Here is a 24973-nt window from a genome sequence, read left to right on the forward strand (position 1 = left end):
CAACATTAAACACTATAGACTCTACACAAGGACCATAAAGCCTCTGTATAACTCATAAATGGCAAAAATTCGCGCAGACGGATATCGCGATCAACAATTGGACAGACAGGCCGGAGCACCATGAACGACGAAAGCCAGAAAGAGAAACTCAGGCAGCATTTCGCCCGCCGTGTCACCACCCAGGCCCGGGTGGTGCTTGATACCTGGCAGAAAATCCGCGACGACCGCAGTCAGGCGCCAGCCCACCGGGACGATCTGACTGCCGCAGCCGACAAACTCGTTCGTTATGCCCGGCGTTTCGAGATGGACAGCCACGCGGCTGCCGGCGAGTTGATCCTGTCCCTGTTGACGGACTGGCATCAGGACACCCCCCTGGACGATGCCAAAGCCAAGGCACTGGAAGATGCCACCGAGAATCTGCGCCTGTCCACCCAGCGGCGCACCGACCAGGACACCTCCAGCGCCCCCCAGCAGTATCGTCGCACGCCAGTTTATATTGCCCTGTCGAACGAAGAGATGGCCTCACGACTGATCCGGCAACTGGAATTTTTCGGTTTTCGCGCTTCCGCCTTTAGTGCATCAGCAGACCTGATTGAGGCCTGTGCGCTCAGCAAACCGGAAACCATCCTGATGGATGTCAGCTTCGGCGGCAGAGATAATGACGGCATTGCGACCGTGGAACAGTTACAGGAGCAACACGACACTCCGATCCCCATCATTTTCGTCAGCGACGAGGACGGCAGCATCGAAACCCGGCTGCGCGCCTCCCGCTGCGGCGGGGAGGAGTTCTTCTACCCGGCGGTGGACCCCGGCCAACTGATAGAAAAGATCGAAACCTATACCCACGGCAACACTGTCGAGCCCTACAAGGTGCTGGTCCTGGACGATTCCCGGGCCCAGGCCAAATACATGGAAACGGTATTGAAAAAGGCGGGAATGACCGCTCACATCATCACCGACCCGATGCAAATCATTCATGCCCTGGAGGAGTTCTCGCCGGAAATCATCATCCTGGACATGTACATGCCCGGCTGCACCGGCATGGAGATTGCCCGTGTCATCCGCCAGCAGGATCGTTTCCACAGTGTTCCCATCATTTACCTGTCGGCGGAAGAGGACGTCAGCAAACAGCTGCACGCCATGAGCCTGGGTGGTGACGACTTCCTGACCAAGCCCATCGATCCCAAGCACCTGATTGCGACCCTGCACAACCGGGGTCGGCGAGCCCGCTCACTGCTGGCACTGATGATCCGCGACAGCCTGACCGGCCTGTTCAATCACACCCACACCCTGCATCTGCTGGAGCAGGAAATCGTGCGTGCGCGCCAGAAAGATCAGCCCATGTGCTTTGCCATGATCGATATCGACTTCTTCAAGAAGGTAAACGACACCTTTGGCCACCCGATTGGCGACCGGATTCTGCGCAGCCTGTCCATGTTCCTGAAGCAACGTCTGCGCAAGACCGATCATATTGGCCGCTACGGTGGAGAAGAGTTCGCCATCATCCTGCCGAACACCCGCCCGGGCGATGCCCGCAATGTCCTCAACGAAATTCGTGAGCGCTTCTCCGAGCTGACCCAGCAGGCCGGCGACCGGGAATTCAATGTCACCTTCAGTTGCGGTATTGCCGACTGGCAGGGTGAAACCGCCCAGGCCCTGTGCGAGCGCGCAGACCGCGCCCTGTATACGTCCAAGGAGCACGGCCGCAACTGCGTGACCCTGGCCGAGACCTGACCTTCCGGGCCGGGCAATCGCCCGGCCCATGAAACCAATGTCGAATACCGACATTCACCGCCATGATCAACAATGATTGTCATCAACGAAATGTCATCGCGTGACAGCAGGTTGCTGTGTAACCTTTTCAGAGCAATGGACAACCGGCAGGATTGTCAAAAAGTGTTGATCTGGGGATAACAAGCACGCACCATTGGGGTAACGTGCCGTCATCTTCGGCGATCCTGTTCAAAAACCATCAAGGCAGACAGAACCATGTCGACCATTCTTGTGCTCCACGGCCCGAACCTGAATATGCTCGGAACCCGAGAGCCCGAGGTCTATGGCCACGAGACCCTGGCCGATATAGACGACCGCTTGCGCAGCAAGGCGGCTGAGAAAGGCCATCATCTGTTACACCTGCAGTCAAACGCGGAATATGAATTGATAGAAAGAGTGCATGAAGCCAGGGCTGAAGGGGTGGATTTCATCATCATCAATCCCGCCGCCTTCACCCACACCAGCGTGGCCCTTCGGGATGCCATGCTGGCGTCGGGCATTCCCTTTATTGAAGTGCATCTTTCAAACGTGCATGCGCGGGAACCTTTCCGCCATCACTCTTATTTTTCAGATATCGCCGAAGGCGTTATCTGCGGGCTGGGCAGCCAGGGCTACGATCTCGCCCTGAAGGCGGCCCTGCAACGAATTCACCGATAGAACACAGAAACGGGACTGGAACAGTTATGGATATTCGCAAAATCAAGAAACTCATTGAGCTCCTTGAGGAATCAGACGTCGAAGAACTGGAGATCCAGGAAGGCGACGATTCGGTTCGCATTTCCCGCCGTCGCGAGCCCGCCGCCGGTGGACATTACGTCAGCCATTACGCGGCACCAGCCCCCCAGGCCGCTGCCCCGGCTCCGGCACCCGCGGCTGATGCCTCCCCGGCTGCGGAATCCTCGGCTCCGGCAGCCCCCTCGGGGCACGCCGTGAAATCCCCGATGGTTGGCACCTTCTACCGTGCGCCGTCCCCCACCGCCAGCTCCTTTGTTGAAGTGGGCCAGAAAGTGAACGTGGGTGACGTGATCTGTATCGTTGAAGCCATGAAGATGATGAACCAGATCGAAGCCGACAAGGCCGGTACCGTGACCGAAATCCTGGTCGAAAATGGCCAGCCGGTTGAGTTTGACCAGCCCCTGGTCGTCATTTCCTGAATTCGGTGATTGCTAACCATGGCCATGTTAGAAAAAGTTCTGATCGCAAACCGCGGTGAAATCGCCCTGCGTATTCTCCGCGCGTGCAAGGAGCTGGGCATCAAAACCGTTGCGGTACATTCCCAGGTAGACCGCGACCTGATGCACGTTCGCCTTGCCGACGAATCTGTCTGCATTGGCCCAAACAGTGCCACAGACAGCTACCTGAATATCCCGACCATCATCAGTGCCGCTGAAGTGACCGACTCGGTGGGCATCCATCCGGGTTACGGATTCCTGGCCGAGAATGCCGACTTCGCGGAGCAGGTCGAAAAAAGCGGTTTCCGCTTTATCGGCCCCCGGGCAGAGACCATCCGCCTGATGGGTAACAAGGTGTCCGCCATCGAAGCCATGAAAAAGGCCGGCGTACCCACAGTTCCCGGCTCCGACGGCCCGCTGACGGACGACGACGAACGCACCCTCAAGCTGGCGAAACAGATTGGCTACCCGGTGATGATCAAGGCGGCCTCTGGTGGTGGTGGCCGAGGCATGCAGGTGGTGCACTCTGAAGCCGCCCTGCTGAAAGCAGTACAGATCACCCAGAGCGAAGCCAAGAATGCCTTCGGCGATCCCACCGTGTATCTGGAGAAGTTCCTGGAAACCCCACGCCACGTGGAAGTCCAGGTTCTGGCCGACATGCACGGCAACGTCATCCATCTGGGTGACCGGGACTGCTCCATGCAGCGCCGCAACCAGAAGGTCATTGAAGAAGCACCGGCACCGAACATCAACCAGGAATCCCGCGAGCGAACGCTTAAGGCGTGCGTGGATGCCTGCAAGGAAATCGGCTACGTCGGCGCCGGCACCTTCGAATTCCTGTATCAGGACGGCGAGTTCTACTTCATTGAAATGAACACGCGGGTACAGGTTGAGCATCCGGTCTCTGAGATGGTCACTGGTGTGGACATTGTGCGCGAGCAGCTGCGTATTGCCAGCGGTCTTCCACTGCAATACAGCCAGGACCAGATCCACATTTCCGGCCATGCCATTGAATGCCGGATCAACGCCGAAGACCCGAAAACCTTCGTGCCCAGCCCTGGCAAGATCAGTCATTTCCACGCTCCGGGCGGCAACGGCATCCGCGTGGATTCCCACCTGTACAGCGGCTACACCGTACCGCCGTACTACGATTCCCTGGTGGCCAAACTGATTACCTGGGGCGACGACCGGGAGATCGCCCGCCGGCGCATGAAGAATGCGCTGGACGAAATGCTGGTCGAGGGCATCAAGACCAACCAACCCCTGCATCGAAAACTGGTGCGCGATGGTGGCTTTAAACAGGTAGACTTCACCATCCACTACCTTGAGAAACTGATGCGGGATTAACCATGCCCTGGATACAACTCCAGATTCCAGCTGATCCGGACACTGCGGATCAGCTGGAAGATCTGTTAATGGAAATGGGCGCCGATGCCGTTTCCATGGAAGACGCCGCCGACCAGCCGCTGTACGAGCCCGACCCGGGCACCACCCCCCTCTGGAGCCAGACCACCGTCACTGGCCTGTTCCAGTCTGATCGCAATATCGAACAGTTACTGGCGGAGATTCGCGACGCCTGGCACCAGCAGACCCAACAGTCTTTGGCCGACATTGACGTTACCCTGGTGGAAGACAAGGACTGGGAGCGGGCCTGGATGGACGACTTCCACCCGCTGCAGTTCGGTGAACGCCTGTGGATTGTGCCCAGCTGGCACGAGGCGCCAGATCCGGACGCCGCCAACCTGTTGCTCGACCCCGGCCTGGCTTTCGGCACCGGCACCCACCCGACCACCGCGCTGTGCCTGGAATGGCTTGACGGCCAGGATGTCGCGGGCAAGCAAGTGACCGACTACGGTTGTGGCTCCGGCATTCTGGGCCTGGCCGCCCTGTTACTGGGGGCAGAACATGTCGTTGGCGTGGATACCGATCCCCAAGCCCTGGAAGCCAGCCGTGACAACGCCCGCCGGAATGGCGTTGAAGATAACCGCCTGGATTTGTACCTGCCCGGCAACGATCCGGACACCCGAGCCGATATCATGTTGGCCAATATCCTTGCCCAGCCGCTGATCGGCCTGGCACCGAGACTGGCCGAACTGACCAGGCCCGGCGGGGATCTGGTACTGTCCGGCATCCTGTTCAATCAGGCCCGTGACGTGATGGAAGCCTATGAGCCCTGGTTCATCATGGACGAACCGGAACAGAAAGAAGACTGGATACGCCTCACAGGACGGCGCAAGGACGGATGACGACACAGGCGTTTATGTCTAAACTGCCTCCATCGTAGTGATCGACCAGAGATCGAGCTTTCAGGAACGAAGCATGACCCAGAGCAGCCTGCAGACCCAATGCCCCAACTGTGAGACCCGTTTCCGGGTAACAGACGAACAGCTGAGCGTCGCCAGGGGCAAGGTACGCTGCGGGAACTGCATGAAGATTTTCAATGCGGTCGAACACCAGGTGATCTCTGGCAAAGATAATGCCGGGGCCCGCCCGTCGCCCTCATCATCTGGCTCTGAAACCGGAGCACCCAGGCCCGGCCGGTTCGACGATGAAGAGGAACTGATCTTTGCGGACAACCCCGAGGAAGATGCCACCGAAGGCCGCTATGCCGGCAGCAAACTGACGTTCTCAGATGATGAGCTCAGCGACAGCTTCCGCAATTTCGACGAGCCCGAGGAATCCAGCTTCAGCGACGACGACCTGACGCCGGAAAACCAGAATATCGACGAGAGCTGGGCCGAAGCCATGCTCAACGACGACGAGCCCGCGAAGCCATCGGCTCAGCCAGAATCAGCGAAGCCTCAGCGCCCTGCCCCGGCGCAGCCCGAACCGGAACAGGCATCGCTTCAGACGTCCCCTGCTGCCGAAACACGGCCGGAGCCGCTTCGCCGTGAGGACAGCGAGTCCGATGAAACAACCCTACCCGCCAAGGAGACCTCTTCAGCGGAGCCGTCCACGGAACCGGATATCACGGACCTCAGCCTGGCGGATGACGATCGCGTGGGCGACCCGATTGTCAGCCGTACCCGCAAGCAAGCGGCGCCAGACACCCTCTACCATGACCTGCGACGGGATCCTGTATCCGTCGGTAACGGCGGAAGCCGGCTCAGAACCGTATTCTGGGCACTGGCGGTGCTGTCCCTGTTGGGCGTACTCATTGCCCAGGTTACCTGGTACCAGTTTGACCGGCTTTCTGCCATCCCCCAGCTCCGACCGTTCTACGAGAAGGGCTGCGAGATTGCCGGATGCGAACTCAAACCCCTGGTGAATGTCGAGGCTATCCAGAGCCGTAAACTGGTGGTGCGTACCGACCCGGAGAACCGGGATCAACTCATTGTCGATGCCGTGATTCTCAACCGCGCCGGCTTTGAGCAGCCGTTCCCAGCGATAGCTCTGACCTTCTCCAACCTCAATGGCGATGTGGTGGCCCAAAGCACCTTTACGCCAGAAGAGTACCTGGCCGGTGAGGCCGCAGAACTTGCCAGCATGCCGGTAGAGACGCCGGTGCGGATCGCCATCCGGATACGCGACCCCGGACGGGATGCCGTCAATTACAACCTGAGCTTTCGTCCCTGGGCGCCTTGATGCGAATCAATAGCCTTCGGGCCGACAGTTGACAGCGCAAAAGTCAACCAGAAAGCGCGAAAAATAATCAATTTTTTAACGCTTTCGCCCCTTCAATCAGCTTGCCCCCGGCGGTATCATTACCGCCCTTCGGAGACCGGAGCGGTCAGAAATTGAACAACCGCTCCAGCCGAATTTTGCTTAACCCGCTGTGACACGGACTCAGATCATGCTGCCAACGGCAAAAATCGGACCGTACACCCTGCCCAACCCGCTGATTGTTGCACCCATGGCCGGTGTAACCGATCGCCCTTTCCGGCTTTTATGCCGACGAATGGGGGCCGGGCTGGCGATATCGGAAATGGTCATAGCGGACAGCAAGCTCTGGCATACGCGTAAATCCCGGACTCGCCTGAATCACGAAGGCGAACCGGAACCCAGATCGGTCCAGATCGCCGGCGGCGACCCCGAGATGCTGGCCGATGCAGCCCGGCAAAACGCTGAATTCGGTGCTCAGATCATCGACATCAACATGGGGTGTCCGGCCAAGAAAGTCTGCAACAAGGCCGCCGGTTCGGCCCTGATGAAAGACGAGAAGCTGGTGCGGGAAATTCTGGAAGCCGTGGTGAAGGCGGTGGATGTGCCGGTGACCCTGAAAATGCGAACCGGCTGGGACAGAGACAATCGCAATGCTCCGGTCATCGCCAGGATGGCGGAAGATGCCGGCATTCAGGCTCTGGCCGTACACGGCCGTACCCGCGCAGACAAATACAACGGCGACGCGGAGTACGACACCATCGCAGAGGTCAAGGCCAGCGTTGGCATACCGGTGTTCGCCAACGGCGACATTACCACGCCGGAGAAGGCCAGGCAGGTACTCAGCCATACCGGTGCCGACGGCTTGCTGATTGGCCGGGGTGCCCAGGGCCGGCCCTGGATTTTCCGGGAGATTCTTCATTATCTGGAAACCGGAGAACACTTGCCCCAACCGCCCATGGATGAAGTAGAGCGCATTCTGGCCGGGCACCTGGAAGAACTGCACCGTTTCTACGGCGAATTGATGGGCGTGCGTATCGCCAGAAAACACGTGGGCTGGTATCTGCAGTCCCATGATGACAGCAAACAGTTCCGACAACGCTTCAACGCCATCGATGATGCGCTGGAGCAGAAAGACAGCATCGCACAGTATTTTGCAGGCTTACGAAATGGAGAGGTATTCGCAGCATGACCGCTGAGACTTTGGCAAATCAATCCCTAAGCACCCCGGCCAACGATGATCTGCATCAGTTGCACACGGTAAACCACAGCGGCAACAGCGTCACTCTGCGTGACAGCGTAGAAGTTGCCCTGAAGAACTACTTTGAGCAACTCGATGGCGCGCCGGTTACCGACGTGTACCAACTGGTACTGTCAGAAGTGGAAGCCCCGCTGCTGGAGCAGGTGATGAAATACACCCGCAACAACCAGACCAAGGCCTCCACCATGCTCGGGCTGAATCGCGGCACCCTGCGCAAGAAACTCAAGCAATACGGTCTGCTATAATCAGACCTGACCCCACAAGGGCCTCCCGGATGCGTTCGCGAGGCCCTTGTTATTTGCACCCAGGCTTACAATCCGGCTTATCTGACCAGCGAAGAAAGTGACCCATGGCAAACCAGGCAAACACCCCCGTCCGTCGCGCCCTGATCAGCGTGAGTGATAAAACCGGCATCGTCGATTTCGGCCGTGCCCTCACCGAACGCGGCGTCGAGCTGCTCTCCACCGGCGGAACCTTCCGCCTGCTCAAGCAAAACAAGGTACCGGTCACCGAAGTGTCCGATTACACCGGTTTCCCGGAAATGATGGATGGCCGGGTCAAAACCCTGCACCCGAAAATCCACGGCGGCATTCTGGGCCGGCGTGGCACCGACGATGCCGTCATGGCTGAGCACGGAATCAATCCCATCGACATGGTGGTGGTGAACCTGTACCCGTTCGAGGACACCGTGGCCAACCCGGACTGCGACCTGGCCACCGCCATTGAAAACATCGACATCGGCGGCCCCACCATGGTTCGTTCCGCCGCCAAGAACCACAACGATGTTGCCATTGTCGTGAACGCCTCCGACTACAACCGCGTTCTGAAAGAACTGGCGGACAACGACGGCGAGCTGACCTACAGCACCCGCTTCGACCTGGCCGTGAAAGCCTTCGAGCACACCGCCGGCTACGACGGTGCCATTGCCAACTATCTGGGCGGGCGTACCCCGGATAACGACAACGCCGACTTCCCCCGCACCTTCAACGCCCAGTTCGTGAAGGTTCAGGATATGCGCTATGGCGAAAACCCGCATCAGCGCGCTGCCTTCTACGCCGAGCGCCACCCGAAGGAAGCCTGTATCGCCACCGCCAAACAGCTTCAGGGCAAGGAACTGAGCTACAACAACGTCGCCGACACCGATGCGGCGCTGGAATGTGTGAAACCCTTCGCAGACCCGGCCTGTGTCATCGTCAAGCACGCCAACCCCTGTGGCGTGGCCATCGGTACCGACATACTGCAGGCCTATGACCTGGCCTTTGCCACCGACCCGACGTCGGCCTTTGGCGGCATCATCGCCTTCAACCGTGAACTGGATGCGGCGACCGCCAAGGCCATTGTGGATCGCCAGTTCGTGGAAGTGATTATCGCCCCGAGCGTTGCGCCGGAAGCAGTCGAGATTGTTGCCGCCAAGAAGAACGTACGCCTGCTGGCCTGCGGCGAATTCGACGGTGAACGCGCCCAGACCATGGACTACAAGCGCGTCACCGGCGGCCTGCTGGTGCAGGATCGCGACCTGGGCATGGTGGCCATGGAAGACGTGAAAGTGGTCACCGAACGCCAGCCCACCGAGCAGGAACTGAACGACCTGCTGTTCGCCTGGGAAGTGGCCAAGTACGTGAAATCCAACGCTATTGTCTATGCCAAAGCCGGTCGCACCATCGGCGTCGGCGCCGGCCAGATGAGCCGCGTCTACAGCGCCAAGATTGCAGGCATCAAAGCCGCCGACGAAAACCTGGAAGTGAAGGGTTCCGTCATGGCCTCGGATGCATTCTTCCCGTTCCGTGACGGCATCGATGCCGCGGCCGAAGCCGGCATTACCGCCGTGATTCAGCCAGGCGGCTCCATGCGCGACCAGGAAGTGATCGATGCCGCCAACGAGCATGGCATCGCCATGGTCTTCACCGGCATGCGCCATTTCCGTCACTGATCAAAGAACTCAGGAGTAACACATGAACATTCTGGTTATTGGCAGTGGCGGACGTGAGCACGCCCTGGCGTGGAAAGCCGCCCAGTCACCGCAAGCGGATAAAGTGTTTGTCGCCCCGGGTAACGCCGGCACCGCCCGGGAACCGAATCTGGAAAACGTCAACCTGGACGTGATGGACCTGGACGGCCTGGCCAACTTCGCCGAGCAGAACAACGTAGGCCTGACCATCGTTGGCCCGGAAGCCCCGCTGGTGGCCGGCGTGGTGGACAAATTTGAAGCCCGCGGCCTGCGCATCTTCGGTCCCAGCGCTGGCGCCGCCCAGCTGGAAGGCTCCAAGGCCTTCACCAAGGACTTCCTGGCCCGCCAGAAGATTCCCACCGCCGACTACGCCAATTTCACCGATGTCGACGAGGCCCTCGCCTACGTGCGTGAAAAAGGTGCGCCGATTGTGGTCAAGGCCGATGGCCTGGCTGCCGGTAAAGGCGTGATCGTGGCCATGACCCTGGAAGAAGCCGAAGATGCCATCCGCGATATGCTGGCGGGCAATGCCTTTGGCGATGCCGGCAGCCGCGTGGTGGTGGAAGAGTTTCTGGACGGCGAAGAAGCCTCCTTCATCGTGATGGTCGACGGCAAGAACGTACTGGCCATGGCCACGTCCCAGGACCACAAGCGCGTAGGCGACGGCGACACCGGCCCCAACACCGGTGGCATGGGAGCTTATTCTCCCGCCCCGGTGGTCACTGCCGATGTGCACCAGCGGATCATGGACGAGGTGATCTACCCCACGGTCAACGGCATGGCGGCGGAAGGCCACCCGTACAAGGGTTTCCTGTACGCCGGCCTGATGATCGATACCAGCGGTGCACCCAAGGTCATTGAGTTCAACTGCCGCTTTGGCGATCCGGAAACCCAGCCGATCATGCTGCGCATGAAGTCCGACCTGCTGGAACTGTGCCAGGCCGCCGTGGATGGCAAGCTGGACGCGTGCGATTCCGAGTGGGATGAACGCGCCTCTGTCGGCATCGTACTCGCTGCCGGTGGCTATCCCGGCAGCTACGACAAGGGCGATGCCATCTCCGGCCTGCCGGACGGCGAAACAGAAGGTGAGAAGGTCTTCCACGCCGGCACCAAACTCAACGGCGACGACGTAGTCACTGCCGGGGGCCGCGTGCTCTGCGCTACCGCTCTGGGTAACACCGTCACCGAAGCCCAGCAACGGGCCTATGAGCTGGCAAAGAAAATCAGCTGGAACGGCATGTTCTACCGCAACGACATTGCCTACCGGGCCATTGCCCGGGAGCAGAGCTGAGGCTCCGGCTCGTCGAGTAACAGCGTCAGCCCGGTCATTGACCGGGCTTTTTTATGGGTTAGTGTTGGCATTCAATAATAGTCATAACGAAAAGGAGTTCCCTGTGCGCCGTACTCACCTGAAGCTGTTCCTGCTGCTGACCGTTACCCTGCTGGTCAGCGCCTGCTCCCGCCAGAGCATCTACGAAAACGCCATAGACTGGGAACGCTCAAGCGCCGGCCTGAAGGCCGCACAGGTCACCGTTGGCGATCTGGACATTGCCTATCTTCGCAGTGAAGAACCGGTCGATGGCGACACTCTGGTTCTGATCCACGGCTTCGGCGCCAACAAGGATAACTGGACCCGTCTGGCCAAAGAGTTCCAGGGTGAGTTCAACATCTATGCCCTCGATCTGCCAGGCCATGGCGACAGCAGTAAACCCCTGGACATCGGCTACCGTTTTGAGGATCAGGTAGATTACGTCCACCAGATACTGAAGGAACTCGGGGTGGAACGCTTCCACATGATGGGCAACTCCATGGGCGGTGCCATCACTGCCCTCTACGCTGCCACCCATCCAGAACAGGTTCACACAGCCGTACTGTTCGACCCTGCCGGTATCTTCGAATATGAAAGTGAGCTGGTGGACCTGGTCATGGATGGCGACAACCCGCTCATCCCGAAACGGGAAGGCGATTTCGACCGCCTGCTGGACTTCGCTCTGGAAAAACGCCCTTTCGTGCCCTGGCCGATCTTTGATGTGATGGAAGAAAAGGCCATCGCCAACCGGGAAGTCAACGAAGTCATTTTCCGGGCCATCCGCGACACAGGCTTCGAGCCGGATTTCCGCAACGCCATCACCAACATCCAGGCGCCGGTTCTGGTGGTCTGGGGCAAGCTGGACCGGGTGATTGACTACCGCAACGCCGATGTCTTTGTCGAGGCCATCCCGAACGCGCGCAAGGCGATTCTAGACGAGATCGGCCACGCGCCAATGGTGGAAGCGCCGGAGCAGTCGGCAGCCTTGTTCCGGGACTTTCTTGCCGACCGGCAGCCCTGAAACCATTCGCCACTACAGCTAGGCCCGAAAAAAAGGTAGGCTTCAGAGCTTTGGATTCCGTCGTCAGAAGATTCGCCCATGCCTGAAGCCATCTGGATAAGTTTTGCCTTTGTTATCGGCCTTCTCGTCAAGGGAATCGGTTTGCCTCCGCTGGTTGGCTATCTGGCCGCCGGCTTTGTGCTCAGCGGCCTCAGCGCAACTACCAGCATCACTGCAGAGCCCACCGATGTACTGGCCCACATTGCTCATCTTGGCGTTTTGCTGCTCTTGTTTACAGTCGGCCTGAAGCTGAAGCTACGCTCCATTGTCAGCCCGGAAGTCATCGGCGGCAGTCTGCTCCACTTCGCGATTACCTGTGTGGTGTTTGCCCCCGGCCTCTACCTGCTTTTTGACCTGGACTGGACAACGGCCCTGATGCTGGCGATCGCCCTGTCCTTTTCCAGCACCGTACTGGCCGCCAAGGTACTGGAAAGCAAACGGGAACTCAGAGCCTTCCACGGCCGGGTCGCTATTGGCATATTGATTATGCAGGATCTGATTGCACTGGTGGTGATGAGTCTCGCGGCCGGCAAAACACCCTCAGAATGGGCTGTCATTGTATTCGGCCTTCCGTTGCTCCGGCCGCTGCTTTACAGGCTGCTGGATGCCAGCGGGCACGACGAACTGCTGGTACTGCTCGGGCTTCTGCTGGCCCTGGTGGTTGGTGGCCTTGGGTTTGAGGCCGTGGGTCTGAGCTCGGAATTGGGTGCATTGGTGTTCGGTGCCATGCTGGCCAACCACCCCCGTTCCCAGGAACTGGCCAAGTCCCTTTGGAGCGTGAAAGAAATCTTCCTGGTCGGTTTTTTCCTGCAGATCGGCATTGACGGCCTGCCAGACCAGCAGGCTCTGATCTTTGCGGCAGTAGCAGCCTTGCTCTTGCCACTCAAAGGCATCCTGTTCTACTTCCTGCTGCTGGCTTTCCGCCTGCGGGCTCGCAGTAGCTTCCTCACCTCGCTGTCACTCACAAACTACAGTGAATTCGGGCTCATTGTCGCCAGTGTTGCCCTGCCAGAATGGCTGGTTCCGCTGGCGATATCGGTTTCCCTGTCGTTTGTATTTTCGGCGCCGCTCAACCGGTTTTCCCACAGTATTTACGAGCATGTTGCCCACAAGCTGGTTCGTTTCGAGAGTCAGAAACGTCATCCTGATGAGCAACCTATCTCGCTGGGTACTACACGGGTTCTGGTGATGGGCATGGGGCGAACAGGCACTGCGGCTTACGATTGGCTTGCGCCCCATGAAACGCGAATCATGGGGATCGACTCAGACCCTGCCAAAACCGAGAAACACCAGAAAGATGGGCGCAATGTCGTCTTTGCAGACGCCGAAGACACCACCTTTTGGGAAGGTCTGCACATGCCGGAACTCAACTCGGTGGTACTGGCAATGAGTGACATCGAAGGCAAGCTTATCGCCGCGCGGATGCTGCGCAAGCTCGGCTTCGAGGGCTATATCGTGGCGCACACCATGTATGCCGATGAAGCCTTAAAAATTCGCGAAGCCGGCGCCAATGATGCCTACCTCACGATGAGTGAGACCGGCGTGGCCCTGGCAAGTCACCTTATGGACAAATCAGGAATTCAGGCGGCGCAGGTGCGGAACCCGGTGTAAACATCACTGCGAAACGGCAGATACGCCTGCCGGTAGGTGCCACGGATCAGGTTGGATGAGGTGGCACAGCTGCCGCCCTTGGTGACTTTGTGCGTGGCAAACTGCAGGGTCGACATGAACGGGTACATATCTACCTTGAAGCCGTCATAGGGCAGGAACTCGTTGCTGGTCCATTCCCACACCGAACCCACCATCTGCCGGCAGCCAAACGGGCTATCGCCGGCCGGGTAATCCGACACCGGGTTGCGAGCCATGGTCCGGGCATCCATATCCGCCCGCACAGCATCCGGTGACTCATTACCCCACGGAAAACGCCTGAACGGCTCACCGGGTTTATTGCCCAGCGCCGCCACGTCCCATTCATACTCGGTCGGCAACCGCCGCCCGGCCCAGGTACAGAAGGCTTCCGCCTCCCAGTAGCTGACATGGCTAACCGGGGCGTCTGGCTGCAACGGCAGCCAGCGATCAAACACCCGCTCCTGCCACTGTTCGTCATGCCAGCGCCAATACAGCGGATGCCGGGGCAACCGCATCATTGGCTCGTTTACCCCATGGACCAGACTGACGTCCTGCTCGGTTTCCAGCCACTTGCGGCCGCCGAACGACCAGAGTTCGGGACGCCTGTAACCATCATCGTCTACAAACGCCTGGAATTCCCGGTTGCTCACCAGCGTGCGACTGATGGCAAACGCCGGCAGCTCTACCTCAAAACGGGGCTTCTCGGCATCAAAGGCAAAGTCTTCGGTCGCGTACTGTTGCGACTCACCGGGCATGCCAATAACCCAGCGACCGGCCGGGATCTGAGCATCACCGCTGATCGACTCGCCCGGAGCAGGCCGATCACCTTTGTAATCCAAAGGCGCCGGATAGCCGACTGTCTGCCGACACCAGATGAGCGACTCGATGTGCATGTTCTGGTGGTAGATGGCGTAGCGGTACAGGTACAGCTCCCGGTCAGTGAGCTCCCGGGACTGAATCCGCTCCGCGACCCGGTCGTAGATGGTATTGAAATACTGAAGCGTGGCCTCCCGGCCGGGAAACAGATCACGGCGCCAGCGATCCTTGTGATCGACATGGAATGAATCCCAAAGGTCATCCATGGAGGGATCGTAGCTCGGTGTTCCGTCCAACAGGTTGAAGACAAAGACCTCGTAGAAAAACGCTGAGTGGCCCATTTCCCAGAGTGGCGGATTCACACCCGGATGATACGGGACCTCGAGCTTGTCTTCCGGTAACGACACAATCAGGCTCTCGGTGCGGACGCGAGCCTGTTCCAGTTCATCCAGAAGCTCTTTTTTGTTCATGGTTAGACCTTATCTCTCTCAGCCTGAAACCTCGGTGCAGGAGCAAGTTCCGAGAGGCTTTCCAAAAAGCGCTCCTGCCGGCACATCCATGTGTCGCTTATGTTCCGCCATCCATGGCTCCACAAATTTTTGGAAAGCCTCTCGGAACTTGCTCTTCATACGTCTTAGATAGACGAGAGTATCAAACAAAAAACCGCCGCCGGTAGTCACCGACGACGGTTATCTCTTTATGACGACGATAGCCTGCCCCGATTCAGCTCACTCGCAGTTGGCAAGCAGGGCGCAAAAACTGCGATCAGGCGGCTTTGCGTTTGCGCCGCCAGTCCGCCAGGTCTTCGATCAGCTTGTAGAACAAGGGCACGAAGAACAGGGCCAGGGTACTGGCCACCAGCATGCCGCCAACCACCACGGTACCGATTTCCTGCCGGCTCACGGCACCCGCGCCGGTACTGAATGCCAGCGGCAGGGAACCCACGATGAACGTCAGCGCGGTCATCATGATCGCCCGGAAGCGCTGACGGGCTGCGGTGCTGGCGGCCTCGAACGAACTCATGCCCGTTTGCCGGTTCTGGGCGGCGAACTCAACGATCAGAATCGCGTTTTTCGCCGCCAGGCCAATCAGCACCAGCAACCCTACCTGGAAGTAGATGTCGTTGGGGAAGCCACGCAACAGCGAGGCCAGTGCCGCCCCGAATACCCCGAAGGGCACCGCGGTAGCCACTGCCACCGGCAGACCCCAGCGCTCGTATTGGGCGGCGAGGATCAGAAACACCAGCAGCAGCCCCATGCCAAAGGCGAGGGTGCCGGAGTCCGCAGAGTCCTGCAGCTGATAGGCTTCACCGGTCCAGCCCAGCAACGTGTTTCGGTCAAACTGCTGATTGGCGACTTCCTGCAGCGCGGTCAGGGCTTCGCCCGTGGTGTGGCCCGGCGTCGGGTCCGCAAGCAGTTTGGCCGCGGGGTAGACGTTAAAGCGGTTCAGGATGTCCGGTCCGCTCACCCGCTCCAGCTCCACGAGTGAGCTCAGGGGAATCATCTCCCCATAGGAGGAACGCACAAACACCTTGCGCAGGTCATCCGGGTGGCTTCGGAATTCGCCTTCAGACTGCAGTGTCACCTGCCAGTTCCGCCCCTGCAGGGTAAAGTCGTTCACATACAGGCCGCCAAACGTGCTCTGCATGGTGGTGAATATCTGATCAACCGGCACACCTGCCGCCTGGGCTTTTTCCCGGTCAACAATCGCCTGATAGCGGGGAATGCCGGTATCCAGGGTCACCCGGACGTTGGTCAGTTCCGGGCGCTGGTTGGCAGCCTGAGTGAACCGGTCCGCCATCGCCTTGATCTCGGCTGGTGTGCGGCCACCACGGGCCTGGATGTAACCTTCCACACCGCCGGTGGTCGACAGCCCCTGGATCGGCGGCGGGGTAAAGGCAATGACAAAGGCTTCGGGCATACCAAACCCGATACCCATAATCTTGTTGGCAATATCGGCCGCGCCCTGGCCTTCGTCTTCCCGCTCAGCCCAGTCCTCCAGCGTTACGAACGCGACACCGCTGTTGGTGCGCAAGGCACTGGAAATAATGTCAAAACCGGCAAAGGCGACGACATCTTTCACCTCAGGCAGCTGCAGCATGTTCTGCGCCAGCTCGTCCCGGGTGGCTTCGGTGCGGCTGAGAGATGAGGTGGCCGGCAATGAATAAGCCGTCAGCACAAAGCCCTGGTCCTCCTGGGGGACCAGCCCGGACGGCATCTTGTTGAGCAGGAAAACGGTGCCACCGATCATGGCTGCGAACAGCAGTACGCCGATCACGGCGTGGCGCAGTAGCCAGTCCACAACCGCCGAAAAACCGTTGGTGAGCTTGTCGAAACCGGCATCGAACCAGCGGAATACGGTGAGCTGTTTGCCTTCATGGCCGAGCAACAGGGCGCACATGGCAGGCGTCAGCGTCAGGGCGACGACACCGGAGATCACCACAGATACGGCAATGGTGATAGCAAACTGCCGATAGAGTTCACCACTGAGCCCACCCAGGAACGCAACCGGTGCAAACACCGCCACCAGCACCAGGGTGGACGCCACCACGGCTCCGGATACCTGGCTGACCGTGGTCACGGCGGCATTGTAGGGCGACATGCCCTCTTCCTTGATCAGCCGTTCTGCGTTCTCCATGATGATGATGGCGTTATCCACCACCACACCGATGGCCAGTATCAAGCCAAACAGGGTCAGCAGGTTGACCGAGAACCCCATGGCCTGCATGCCGGCAAACGTGCCCACCAGGGATACCGGAATCGCGATCAATGGAATCAGCGTGGCATTGAAATGCTGCAGGAACAGGAAAGTCACCACAACCACCAGCAGAACCGCAACGATGAAAGTCGAGATCACCTCCTGAATGGAGATATCAATGAAGCGGGTGGTGTCGTAGGGTACATTGTATTCGAGGCCTTCCGGGAAACGGTCGGCAATTTCCTTCATGGCTTCGTTCACCGCTTCCGCAGCATCCAGCGCATTGGCGCCCGGCTGCAGATACACACCCATCGGCACCGTGGCTCCGCCGTTGTAGATGGCGGCGAAATCATAGTTCTGGGCGCCCAGCTCTATCCGTGCCACATCTTTCAGGCGCAACGACGCGCCCTGATCATCACTGCGAAGAATCACTTCGCCAAATTCTTCCGGGCTGGTGAGCCGGCCCGGAGCGGACACGCTGAAGGTGAACGCCTGGCCTTCCGGCGCCGGCTCTGCCCCTATCCGGCCAGCGGCAAACTGGGCATTCTGGGCCCGCAGGGCGCCAGCCACATCCGCCGGTGTCAGCTCAAACTGCGCCAGTTTGTCCGGGCGCAGCCAGATACGCATGGAGTAATCCTGGGCGCCAAACAGCGAGGCGTCCCCGATGCCGGGCAGGCGTACCAGCTCATCCAGCACGTTCAGCAGCGCGTAGTTGGAAATCTCCACCACGTCCATGGAGTTGTCCGGTGAGGACAGGGTAATCACCTGCAGGATTGAGGTGGAACGGGATTCCACCTTCAGACCCTGGTCCCGGACGGTCTGGGGCAACCGGGCCAAAGCCTGCTGCACACGGTTGTTGACGTTGATCGTAGCCTGGTCCGGATCGGTGCCGATTTCAAACGACACCGTCACTCGAAAGCTGCCGGAGTCGGTCGCACTGGACTCCATGTAGATCATGTCGTCCACGCCGTTGATTTCCTGCTCAAGCGGTGCCACCACCGAATCGGAAATCACATCTGCACTGGCTCCCGGGAAGCGGCCGTCCACCACCACCTGAGGCGGCACCACGTTGGGGTACTGTTCTACCGGCAAACCCAGCAGGGCCAGCGCACCACCGAGGGTAATGATGATCGAGATAACCGAGGCGAAAATCGGCCGGTCGATGAATGTTCTCAGCATCAGTTGGCCTCCTCCGGGCTATCCGGATTGGTGACGTTAACGGCGGCGCCATCACGGAGGTTCACCAGGCCACTGACAATATAACGATCACCCTCATCCAGGCCGCTCAGGAGGATCTGCCGGCCATCACTCACCGGCCCAAGCTCCACCTCCCGGACCCGGGCTTTGCTGTCGTCATCAACCACATAGACCACAGGGCCATTCTGCCCCTGGGTTACCGCCCTCTCAGGCACCGTTATCACATCGTCAAAACTCTGCAGTTCCACCCGCACCCGGACAAACTGTCCCGGTACAATCACTTGCTCCGGATTCGGGAACACAGCTCGGGCGGACACCGTGCCGGTGCGGGGGTCGAGGGTTGAAGCGGTAAAGTCGATGCGTCCATCCAGGTCGTATTCGCTGCCGTCCGCCAGAACCAGGCGCGCCGAGACATTCTGTTCCTGATCTGTTCTTACCATGCCCTCACGGGCAGCACGGCGAATGTTGGCGTCGTTTTCCGGCAGCGCAAAGCGAACGTGAACGGGATCGAGCTGAACAATAGTGGTCAGCAGGGTGCCGGTATCGATCAGGCTACCCTCCGGAAAATCCTCCAGACTGGTCACGCCGCTGATTGGCGCCGTGACATCGGTGTAGCCGAGATCCAGTTCAGCCTGGGCCACGCCGGCATTGGCCACCGCCAGGTTGGCCCGGGCCAGTTCCAGTGCAGACTGGGCTGAATCCCGATCCCGTTCACTGACGGCGTTACGCTCAAACAAGGAGGAAATACGGTTCCATTCCCGCTCCGCTTGCTGAACATCCGCTTCGGCAACCTGGCGCTGGGCCCGGGCTCGCTGCAGTGCCGCCGCTGCGGGCTTGCGATCTATGCGGAACAAGGCATCACCTTCCCGCACCATCTGGCCTTCTTCGTATAGCCGCTGTTCCAGAATGCCGCTGATGCGAGCCCGGACTTCCACCTCCCGGGCACCCCGGGCACGGCCGGCGTAATCCTGCCTCACCGTGACATCGGCCAGCGTCGCCTGTTGCACCACAACCGCCGCCGGAGGCATCCCGCCCGCGCCGGCCTGCTGGCCTTCACCATCCTGACCGCTGCACCCCGTTAGCATCAGCAGTGTCGACAAACCAGCAAAAAGCAGCCCCTTGCGGGCGTTAGGGCGATGAGACATTTCAACGGGCATGGCGCGCTCTCCTGAACACCGAAACAGATCGTGTCATCAATTATGTAAATGTGTCCGGGCCAGCCAGCCCGGAGTGGCAATCGGTAAGATCAGGCAAGATACATTCATCCGTGTATGTATGTAAACTGTCTTCAGGTATACTTACGTAGTTCCCGCAAGCGGTTCATACCCTGACGGGCCGGGACAAAGCCGGCGCAACACACCACCGGAAGACTTCATCATGGCGAGAAAGACAAAAGCCGAGGCGGAAGCCACCCGCGAATCCCTGCTCGATGCCGCCGAGAGCATGTTCATGGAGAAAGGCGTTGCCCGGGCATCGCTGGAAGAAATTGCCCGTACCGCCGGTGTAACCCGGGGCGCGGTCTACTGGCACTTCCGCAACAAGCAGGACATCTTGGATGCCATGCTGGAGCGGGTTCGCGCGCCGCTCGGCGAAATGCTCGATGAAGCGGCCATCAGCCAGGACAGCCTGACCAACCTGAAGCATCTCTGCGTTATCGCTCTCAGCAAGCTGGCCGAAGACGAACAGTACTTCCGGGTGTACTACATCCTCTTCCACCGCAACGAATCTGATCAGGCGCTGAACAAACACCGGGAGCTCGCGGAAGAGGGAATTGCCTTTGTGACCGACATTTTCCGCAGTCCTGAAAACGCGAAAAAACTGCGTCCGGGCCTGAGCCCGGAACTGGCGGGCTATCTGGTGCATACCCAGATGCTGGGACTGTTTTTCGACTGGCTGGCCAAACCTGAGCGCCTTCCGCTGGCCGAGGTTGCACCGATACTGGTGGAAACCGTTTTCAGTGGTCTGCTGGGTGAGCCGGAAGCCTGAGCTCCAGTCAGCCCCATACCCAGAGAATAACCGGCACCGCCGTGGCGGTGACCACCACAGACAGTGGCAACCCCAGGCGCCAATAATCGCCGAACCGGTAACCCGCGGGTTCTATGACCAGAGCATTGGATTGATGCCCTATCGGGGTCAGAAACGCGCAGGATGCGCCAATGGCGACGGCCATCAGCGTTGCGTCCGACGACAGCCCCAACTGACCAGCAACACCCAGGGCAATGGGTGCGACCAGAATGGCCGCCGCGGCATTGTTCACCACATTGGATAACAACATGGTGCCAATCAGAATAATCGACAGCACCAGCCAGGGCGCCTGTCCCTCACCGATGGCCAGAATCTGACGGGCGATAAGATCGGCGCCGCCGGTGGTCTCCAGGGCCTGCCCCACCGGAATCATCGCCGCCAGCAATACCACCACCGACCAGTCGATGGCCTTGTAGGCATCACTGGCTTCCAGCAGTCCGGCCAGCACCATGGCGACCGCACACGCCACCAGCGCAACGGGAGGCGTCACCCAGCCGGCGATAATAACGAGGATGGCAACGGCAAACAGCCCACCGGCCAGTCCGAGGCGTTTCTCCCGGCCAAACGCCAGCCCCCGTTCAGCCAGCGGCAGACAGCCCAGCGTCCTCAGATTAGCCGGAAGCGTCTCCTCGAAGCCCTGCACCAGCAGGATATCACCGGAACGAAAACGGATATCCGCCAGCCGCTGTTTGAGACGGTGGCCCTGCCGGGCGACGGCCACGACGTTGACACTGTAGCGCTCCCGAAGATTCAGACGGTTTGCGGTACGGCCGACCAGCTGTGAACCGGGCGTCACAACCGCCTCGATCAAGCGGGCATCGCCGGCAACCAGCTCATCCTCCGCCTGTTGCCGACGCCCTTTGCCTCCGGTGCCATCCTTTTCTTCCTCGTTCGGCGCGCCCGAAGCCAACGTCAGACCGGTGATCTCCAGAAACTCGCCCAGACTCTCGGTATCGGCTTCCACCAGCAGGACATCGTTTTCACGCAGAATGGTAAAGGTTGAGGGCGCCGGCGTTGTTTTGTCATCGCGGATCAACGACAAGACCACCAGATTGTTCTGGCTGTCTCCGGCCGTCAGCAGGTTGTGCAGGGTGCTACCGGCATAGTCAGAACCTTCGGTCAGTTTCAGCTCCGTCAGGTAATCGCCCACGCTGAACAGTTTCTCGCCGGCGGCCGGGTCCTCCCGTTTCGGTGTCAGACGCCAGCCGATCAATCCGATAAAGACGATACCCGCCAGGCTAATGGCCAGCCCCACCGGCGCAAAGTCAAATAGCCCGAAGGTGCCCGCCTCTCGATAGCTGGCAATGATGATGTTGGGCGGGGTACCGATCAGCGTAATGGTGCCGCCCAGCAGCGACCCGAACGCCAGAGGCATGAGCAGCAGTGAAGGCGAACGCCCGGCTTCCCGGGACATCCAGATGGCGACCGGCATCAGAAGCGCCAGTGCCCCCACATTGTTGATAAATGCCGAACACACGGCCACCACGAGGGTCAGGGTCAGCACCTGAATCACGGCATTGTTCCCCACCCGGGCCAGCAGCCGCGCCACCTCGTCTACCACACCACCGTTAACCAGCCCCTGGCTGATAACCAGCACCGCCGCCACCGTAATCACGGCCGGGTGCCCGAAACCGGCGAATACACTGTCAACCGGCACCAGTCCCGCAATGGCAACCGCCAGCAGCGCCAGCATGGCGACAACATCAAACCGCAACCGGTTCCAGATAAACGCTGCCAGGGTGACAAGCAGAACGGCAAATACAATCCATTGATCCGCTACCATGCCCCTCGACTTCCTCCATAACCGTCAATAAGTTTTACAGATCGAGCCCGCGCCAGCTCGGGAACCATTAGCAAGCATCTGTATTAACGGGATTACCCGATTCTGGTGCAAAACCTGCTATCGATCAGCTGAGACATTACCTGCATGGAAGCCCAGGCAGGTCACAGGGTCGTGGTCGACTATAGCAGTTCCCGCAGCAGTCCCCTCTCGTTTTCGAATACAGCGTTGTCGGTTGTTCAGTCCCTTTGCCGGAGCAAAGCTATGGAACAGAAACGACCGCTTGTCTGGTTGTCGGCGGCCCCTGATGCTGAAAACACACAGCTGCCCAACCTTCCTGGCTGGCAGATGACGGTCATCAATAGTCAGCATGCCCCCGTGCTCCCAATGCCCGACTACCTGGGCAAACCCGTTGGGGTCTGTGTTCTCGCCGACCAGGGCCCACCCACCCTGGAAAACACCAAAGGCTGGCTGGAAATGCTACCGGTAACCACCTGGTTGGCGGTGGTCGGGCGACAGCAACTGAACAACGCGATGGTGTGCCGCCTGATCCGCGACTACTGCCAGGATTACCACACTCTTCCACTGGATCATCAACGACTGATCAATAGCCTTGGCCATATGTGGGGCATGCACGCCCTGAGCGCGAACCTGACTGGCCCGGAACTGCTCAGTTACCAGGACTATGTACTGGATGGTCCGTCACCGGCTATTCGTCAGGCCCGCAGCCTGTTGCGACGCTTTGCCGCAACTCAGGAACCCGTCATCGTCTACGGGGAAAACGGCACCGGCAAGGAGGCAGCAGCCCGGTTTATCCATGAACACTCGCCGCGCCACCATGGCCCCATAGCGGTCATCAACTGCGCCGCGCTACCCGAGCCCCTGACCCAGAGCGAACTGTTCGGCCATGAGCGCGGTGCCTTCACGCACGCACTGAAATCCAGAAAAGGCCGTATCGAAGCCGCCAACGGCGGCTCCCTGGTGCTATTGGGTGCCGATGAGCTTGGCCTTATGCAGCAATCTGCCATCCTGCGCTTCCTGGAGGAAGGCACAATCGAACCCGTGGGCTCGAATCATGCCGTGCAAGTCGATGTGCGGGTGATCGCCACCTGTAATACCCAACTGGACCAGAAAGTCGCAGAGGGCAGCTTCAGAAGCGACGTGTTCTATCGGCTTGGCAACCTCACGGTAACCCTGCCACCGCTCAGAGACCGTCTGGAAGACCTGCCATATCTGGCCCAACGGGCCCTGGGCACATCGGAGGGAGAACACTACCGGCTTGGCAACGCCACCTTGCTGGCCATGGCCGCACATTCCTGGCCGGGTAATCTGCGGGAACTGCAGAACCGGCTTCGGCAAGCCGTCCTGCTTGCCCGGCAATTAAGCATCCAGCCCGAAGACCTGGGCTTGCCCCCGGTCAAATTACCCACACACATCGATCAGTTCAGCCTGGAGGCATACAGAGCCCGGGCGGACCAGGAGGCCATCGCGACCAGCCTCGCCCTGACGCATCACAACGTCTCGGCGGCCGCGAGGCTTCTGAATATTTCCCGAGTCTCGTTTTACCGACTGCTGGAAAAACACCAGCTGCAACCACCATCGAACCACGGCCTTTCCAAGAAACGCGATCATGGAGATCTGTCATGAAACGTCTGGCCCTGTTCAGCTTCAGCCTATGCCTCACCCCGCTCGCCCTGGCCGCCCCCCCTGCCCCGGATGAACGCACCACCGGCACCGCCGAGCAGCGGGAAGCTGCGGCCCAGGACAGCGCAACTACCATTGCCTCCATTACCGCAGACCGGGGTATCGTCACCCGGCCCGGGCGATTTACCATCGAGCCATCGTTTTCCCATGCCCACAGTAACGCCACCCGCGTGGCGGTTGAGGGGTACACAGTCATTCCGGCCCTGTTGGTGGGTTTGATCAATATCTCCGAGATCCAGCGCGATATCTTTGTCAGCGCGCTGTCCCTGAAATACGGCTTCACCAGCCGGCTGGAAGGCAGCCTGCGGGTGCCCTACCTGAGCATTCGGGAAGACCTTCGGGAACGGGAAGTGTTTCAGGGAACGCCAGTCGATACCGTCCGGGAATCGTCCGGTGATGGCATCGGTGATGCCGAGTTATCGATACGTTACCAGCTCAACGATGGCCTCGATGGCTGGCCTTATCTGATCGGTACTTTCCGGGCCCGGGCGCCCACCGGCGAAGGCCCCTACGATGTCGACCAGCGAATCATTACCGACAGCAGCGGCAACCCCATCGGGGTAGAGCTGGCCAACCGCCCCACCGGTTCAGGCTTCTGGGCGGTGGAACCGGGACTTTCCTTTATCTACCCGAGCGACCCGGCAGTTCTGTTCGGAAACCTGAGCTACGCCTGGACCATCAAGGAAGAGCAGGGCTTTGAAAACGGCGGCACCGTCGACCCCGGTGACGTGGTGCGATTCGGCTTCGGAATGGGCTTTGCATTTAACGAACGCACTTCGTTCAGCCTGGGCTACGATCATTCGGTCATTCGCAAAACCACCTTTGAACATGGCAACGACCTGTTCTCGTCCAACTTCGACCGAATTCAGGTGGGGTCCTTGTCCTTTGGGCTGTCGCACCGGCTATCGCCCTCAACCACCATGAGCCTCACCGTGGCGGTGGGAGTCACCGACAATGCTCCAAACAGCGAGATCACCCTCAAGCTGCCGATCAATCTCTGAG

19 protein-coding genes are annotated in these 24973 nt (G+C 59.6%); 15 read left to right on the forward strand and 4 right to left on the reverse strand.

Annotated features, from left to right (window positions below):
* The first annotated feature begins 120 nt into the window (after nt 1-120).
* From QPL98_RS06785 to QPL98_RS06840, 12 genes are all read left to right on the forward strand, one after another.
* The gene (locus QPL98_RS06785; protein ID WP_023009589.1) at nt 121-1734 is read left to right on the forward strand and encodes a diguanylate cyclase; all 1614 of its coding nucleotides are present in this window, start codon (nt 121-123) and stop codon (nt 1732-1734) included.
* 255 nt (nt 1735-1989) lie between these two features.
* Nucleotides 1990-2430, forward strand: a complete 441-nt coding sequence (gene aroQ / locus QPL98_RS06790) for a type II 3-dehydroquinate dehydratase (protein WP_011786855.1) — start codon at nt 1990-1992, stop codon at nt 2428-2430.
* Nucleotides 2431-2456: 26 nt separating this feature from the next.
* A complete protein-coding gene (accB, locus tag QPL98_RS06795; protein ID WP_014422713.1) occupies nt 2457-2927 on the forward strand; it encodes an acetyl-CoA carboxylase biotin carboxyl carrier protein in 471 nt (156 codons plus the stop codon).
* A gap of 18 nt (nt 2928-2945) precedes the next feature.
* The gene (gene accC, locus QPL98_RS06800) at nt 2946-4292 is read left to right on the forward strand and encodes an acetyl-CoA carboxylase biotin carboxylase subunit (protein WP_011786857.1); all 1347 of its coding nucleotides are present in this window, start codon (nt 2946-2948) and stop codon (nt 4290-4292) included.
* A 2-nt stretch (nt 4293-4294) separates the two neighbouring features.
* On the forward strand, nt 4295-5191 hold the full coding sequence (gene prmA / locus QPL98_RS06805) for a 50S ribosomal protein L11 methyltransferase (RefSeq protein WP_022993098.1): 897 nt from the start codon (nt 4295-4297) through the stop codon (nt 5189-5191).
* 73 nt (nt 5192-5264) lie between these two features.
* Complete coding sequence (locus tag QPL98_RS06810) at nt 5265-6530, forward strand: DUF3426 domain-containing protein (RefSeq protein WP_199454049.1); 1266 nt, start codon at nt 5265-5267, stop codon at nt 6528-6530.
* Nucleotides 6531-6741: 211 nt separating this feature from the next.
* On the forward strand, nt 6742-7737 hold the full coding sequence (gene dusB, locus QPL98_RS06815) for a tRNA dihydrouridine synthase DusB (protein WP_228285643.1): 996 nt from the start codon (nt 6742-6744) through the stop codon (nt 7735-7737).
* Nucleotides 7734-8051 (forward strand): DNA-binding transcriptional regulator Fis, encoded by a 318-nt coding sequence (gene fis, locus QPL98_RS06820; protein ID WP_011786861.1) that lies wholly within the window; start codon nt 7734-7736, stop codon nt 8049-8051. Before dusB ends, fis begins: the two co-directional genes overlap by 4 nt.
* Before the next feature lie 104 nt (nt 8052-8155).
* Nucleotides 8156-9736, forward strand: a complete 1581-nt coding sequence (purH, locus tag QPL98_RS06825) for a bifunctional phosphoribosylaminoimidazolecarboxamide formyltransferase/IMP cyclohydrolase (protein WP_303292948.1) — start codon at nt 8156-8158, stop codon at nt 9734-9736.
* Between the two features lie 22 nt (nt 9737-9758).
* A complete protein-coding gene (gene purD, locus QPL98_RS06830) occupies nt 9759-11045 on the forward strand; it encodes a phosphoribosylamine--glycine ligase (RefSeq protein WP_303292949.1) in 1287 nt (428 codons plus the stop codon).
* Between the two features lie 103 nt (nt 11046-11148).
* Nucleotides 11149-12084 carry an alpha/beta fold hydrolase gene (locus QPL98_RS06835; protein ID WP_199454041.1) on the forward strand — a complete coding sequence of 312 codons (936 nt, stop codon included), beginning with the start codon at nt 11149-11151 and terminating at the stop codon, nt 12082-12084.
* A gap of 78 nt (nt 12085-12162) precedes the next feature.
* A complete protein-coding gene (locus QPL98_RS06840) occupies nt 12163-13734 on the forward strand; it encodes a cation:proton antiporter family protein (protein ID WP_286714496.1) in 1572 nt (523 codons plus the stop codon).
* Here QPL98_RS06840 and senA read toward each other — a convergent pair.
* The 3 genes from senA to QPL98_RS06855 all read right to left on the reverse strand — a co-directional run bounded on the left by senA (nt 13704) and on the right by QPL98_RS06855 (nt 19619).
* Nucleotides 13704-15038, reverse strand: a complete 1335-nt coding sequence (senA, locus tag QPL98_RS06845; RefSeq protein WP_288589560.1) for a selenoneine synthase SenA — start codon at nt 15036-15038, stop codon at nt 13704-13706. The two genes, QPL98_RS06840 and senA, sit on opposite strands and share 31 nt — an antisense overlap.
* A 295-nt stretch (nt 15039-15333) precedes the next feature.
* Nucleotides 15334-18444, reverse strand: coding sequence for an efflux RND transporter permease subunit (locus QPL98_RS06850; protein ID WP_303292950.1), 3111 nt, complete (start codon nt 18442-18444; stop codon nt 15334-15336).
* Nucleotides 18444-19619 (reverse strand): efflux RND transporter periplasmic adaptor subunit, encoded by a 1176-nt coding sequence (locus tag QPL98_RS06855; protein WP_022993105.1) that lies wholly within the window; start codon nt 19617-19619, stop codon nt 18444-18446. The genes QPL98_RS06850 and QPL98_RS06855 overlap by 1 nt, the downstream gene beginning before the upstream one ends.
* 220 nt (nt 19620-19839) lie before the next feature.
* Here QPL98_RS06855 and QPL98_RS06860 point away from each other — a divergent pair, with 220 nt between their 5' ends.
* Nucleotides 19840-20448, forward strand: coding sequence for a TetR family transcriptional regulator (locus QPL98_RS06860; RefSeq protein WP_014422725.1), 609 nt, complete (start codon nt 19840-19842; stop codon nt 20446-20448).
* 7 nt (nt 20449-20455) lie between these two features.
* Here the strand turns inward: QPL98_RS06860 and QPL98_RS06865 are convergent, their stop codons facing one another.
* The gene (locus tag QPL98_RS06865) at nt 20456-22270 is read right to left on the reverse strand and encodes an SLC13 family permease (RefSeq protein WP_303292951.1); all 1815 of its coding nucleotides are present in this window, start codon (nt 22268-22270) and stop codon (nt 20456-20458) included.
* 261 nt (nt 22271-22531) lie between these two features.
* Between QPL98_RS06865 and QPL98_RS06870 the strand changes: the two genes are divergently transcribed.
* Together QPL98_RS06870 and QPL98_RS06875 are read left to right on the forward strand one after the other, a co-directional pair.
* Entirely contained in the window at nt 22532-23914 is a 1383-nt protein-coding gene (locus tag QPL98_RS06870) for a sigma-54 dependent transcriptional regulator (protein ID WP_303292952.1), read from the forward strand.
* Nucleotides 23911-24972 (forward strand): transporter, encoded by a 1062-nt coding sequence (locus tag QPL98_RS06875; RefSeq protein ID WP_303292953.1) that lies wholly within the window; start codon nt 23911-23913, stop codon nt 24970-24972. Before QPL98_RS06870 ends, QPL98_RS06875 begins: the two co-directional genes overlap by 4 nt.
* Nucleotide 24973 lies beyond the last annotated feature (1 nt).

The organism is Marinobacter sp. ST-43, from assembly GCF_030541085.1.
In the GTDB taxonomy this organism is placed as follows: Bacteria; Pseudomonadota; Gammaproteobacteria; order Pseudomonadales; family Oleiphilaceae; genus Marinobacter; species Marinobacter nauticus.